Source organism: Roseateles oligotrophus (assembly GCF_025717515.1).
GTDB classification, from domain to species: Bacteria; Pseudomonadota; Gammaproteobacteria; order Burkholderiales; family Burkholderiaceae_C; genus Paucibacter_A; species Paucibacter_A oligotrophus.
Genome location: NZ_JAJIRN010000017.1, coordinates 2,501 through 5,639, shown reverse-complemented (window position 1 = coordinate 5,639; position 3,139 = coordinate 2,501). Strand labels below are relative to the sequence as shown.

Annotated in this window: 2 rRNA genes (1 of these 2 only partly in view); both read right to left on the bottom strand. The window is 50.5% G+C overall.

The window, feature by feature from the left end:
* Nucleotides 1-112 (bottom strand): 5S ribosomal RNA (gene rrf, locus LNV07_RS25130); the annotation flags it as partial.
* 231 nt (nucleotides 113-343) lie between these two features.
* Nucleotides 344-3,139, bottom strand: a 23S ribosomal RNA gene (locus LNV07_RS25125); it runs 84 nt beyond the window's last position.

The following is a 3,139-nucleotide window of genomic DNA, read 5'->3' as shown; positions in this document are numbered from 1 at the left end:
CCTGACGATGACCTACTTTCACACGGGAATCCGCACTATCATCGGCGCTGAGGCATTTCACTGTCCTGTTCGGGATGGGAAGGAGTGGGACCGCCTCGCTATGGTCATCAGGCTTAACTGGTTGATTGACTGTTTTCTCAAACAATCAATCCAATTTGTAGAGTCGTGCAGTATACCCGAGTATGTGGGGTATTGCACTTCGAATCAGCTTTGATTTTGATTGCGTTCAAGTGTTCAACTCAATGAACAGACTTCTGAAGAACGGTATAACGTGCTGTGTTCCTCAAATATCCTTGATCTGCCCAGTGATTGATTTTCATCATTCACGAGCTGTCAAAGTTATAGGGTCAAGCCTCACGGGCAATTAGTACTGGTTAGCTTAACGCGTTACCGCGCTTCCACACCCAGCCTATCAACGTCCTGGTCTCGAACGACCCTTCAGGGGGCTCTAGGCCCCGGCAAGACTCATCTTGAGACGAGTTTCCCGCTTAGATGCTTTCAGCGGTTATCTCTTCCGCACTTAGCTACCCGGCGATGCCACTGGCGTGACAACCGGTACACCAGAGGTGCGTCCACTCCGGTCCTCTCGTACTAGGAGCAGGCTCTCTCAATCTTGCAGCGCCCACGGAAGATAGGGACCAAACTGTCTCACGACGTTTTAAACCCAGCTCACGTACCTCTTTAAATGGCGAACAGCCATACCCTTGGGACCGGCTACAGCCCCAGGATGAGATGAGCCGACATCGAGGTGCCAAACACCGCCGTCGATATGAACTCTTGGGCGGTATCAGCCTGTTATCCCCAGAGTACCTTTTATCCGTTGAGCGATGGCCCTTCCATACAGAACCACCGGATCACTTTGTCCTACTTTCGTACCTGCTCGACTTGTCAGTCTCGCAGTCAAGCACGCTTATGCCAATGCACTATCAACACGATTTCCGACCGTATTTAGCGTACCTTCGAACTCCTCCGTTACACTTTGGGAGGAGACCGCCCCAGTCAAACTGCCCACCATACACTGTCCCCAATCCCGATAAGGGACCAAGGTTAGAACCTCAAACACACCAGGGTGGTATTTCAACGTTGGCTCCAAGCAAACTAGCGTCCACTCTTCAAAGCCTCCCACCTATCCTACACAGGTCTGTTCAAAATCCAATGTAAAGCTACAGTAAAGGTTCATGGGGTCTTTCCGTCTTTCCGCGGGGAGATTGCATCATCACAAACATTTCAACTTCGCTGAGTCTCTGGAGGAGACAGTGTGGCCATCATTACTCCATTCGTGCAGGTCGGAACTTACCCGACAAGGAATTTCGCTACCTTAGGACCGTTATAGTTACGGCCGCCGTTTACTGGGACTTCAGTCAAGAGCTTGCACCCCATCATTTAATCTTCCAGCACCGGGCAGGAGTCACACCCTATACGTCGACTTTCGTCTTTGCAGAGTGCTGTGTTTTTAATAAACAGTTGCAGCCACCGATTCTCTGCGGCCCCATTCTGCTCACCAAGTCAATGGATCACATACTAGAGGCACACCTTCTTCCGAAGTTACGGTGTCAATTTGCCGAGTTCCTTCTCCAGAGTTCTCTCAAGCGCCTTAGAATACTCATCTCGCGCACCAGTGTCGGTTTGCGGTACGGTCAATTACAAGCTGAAGCTTAGTGGCTTTTCCTGGAAGCAGGGTATCACTCACTTCGTCTGCAAGCAGACTCGTTATCACGCCTCATCTAAGCCCCCCGGATTTGCCTAAGGGGCATGACTACACGCTTGAACCAACATATCCAACAGTTGGCTGAGCTAACCTTCTCCGTCCCCACATCGCACTTGTAATCGGTACAGGAATATTTACCTGTTTCCCATCAGCTACGCATCTCTGCCTCGCCTTAGGGGCCGACTCACCCTACGCCGATGAACGTTGCGTAGGAAACCTTGCGCTTTCGGCGAGGGGGCTTTTCACCCCCTTTAACGCTACTCATGTCAGCATTCGCACTTCTGATACCTCCAGCAGTCTTCACAAACCACCTTCACAGGCTTACAGAACGCTCTCCTACCACGTGCAATAAATTGCACATCCGCAGCTTCGGTAACTGGCTTAGCCCCGTTACATCTTCCGCGCAGGACGACTCGATCAGTGAGCTATTACGCTTTCTTTAAATGATGGCTGCTTCTAAGCCAACATCCTGACTGTTTTAGCCTTCCCACTTCGTTTCCCACTTAGCCAATTTTGGGGACCTTAGCTGGCGGTCTGGGTTGTTTCCCTCTTGAGTCCGGACGTTAGCACCCGGTGCTCTGTCTCCCAAGCTGTACTCATCGGTATTCGGAGTTTGCAATGGTTTGGTAAGTCGCCATGACCCCCTAGCCATAACAGTGCTCTACCCCCGATGGTAATACTTGAGGCACTACCTAAATAGTTTTCGGAGAGAACCAGCTATTTCCAAGTTTGTTTAGCCTTTCACCCCTATCCACAGCTCATCCGCTAATTTTGCAACATTAGTCGGTTCGGACCTCCAGCACCTGTTACGGTACCTTCATCCTGGCCATGGATAGATCACTTGGTTTCGGGTCTACACCCAGCGACTAATTCGCCCTATTCGGACTCGATTTCTCTACGGCTTCCCTATTCGGTTAACCTCGCCACTGAATGTAAGTCGCTGACCCATTATACAAAAGGTACGCAGTCACCTTGCGGCTCCTACTTTTTGTATGCATACGGTTTCAGGATCTATTTCACTCCCCTCCCGGGGTTCTTTTCGCCTTTCCCTCACGGTACTAGTTCACTATCGGTCGATTACGAGTATTTAGCCTTGGAGGATGGTCCCCCCATATTCAGACAGGATTTCTCGTGTCCCGCCCTACTTGTCTTACGCTTAGTTCCACACCGCAGCATTTTTCATACGGGGCTATCACCCGCTATGGCCGGACTTTCCATTCCGTTCTGATATACACGATGCTAAAACGTAAAGGCTACTCCAATTTCGCTCGCCGCTACTTTCGGAATCTCGGTTGATGTCTTTTCCTCGAGCTACTGAGATGTTTCAGTTCACCCGGTTCGCCACAATGACCTATGTATTCAGTCAGAGTTACCGCTCGCGCGGTGGGTTTCCCCATTCAGAAATCTCCGGATCAAAGCTAATTTGCCAGC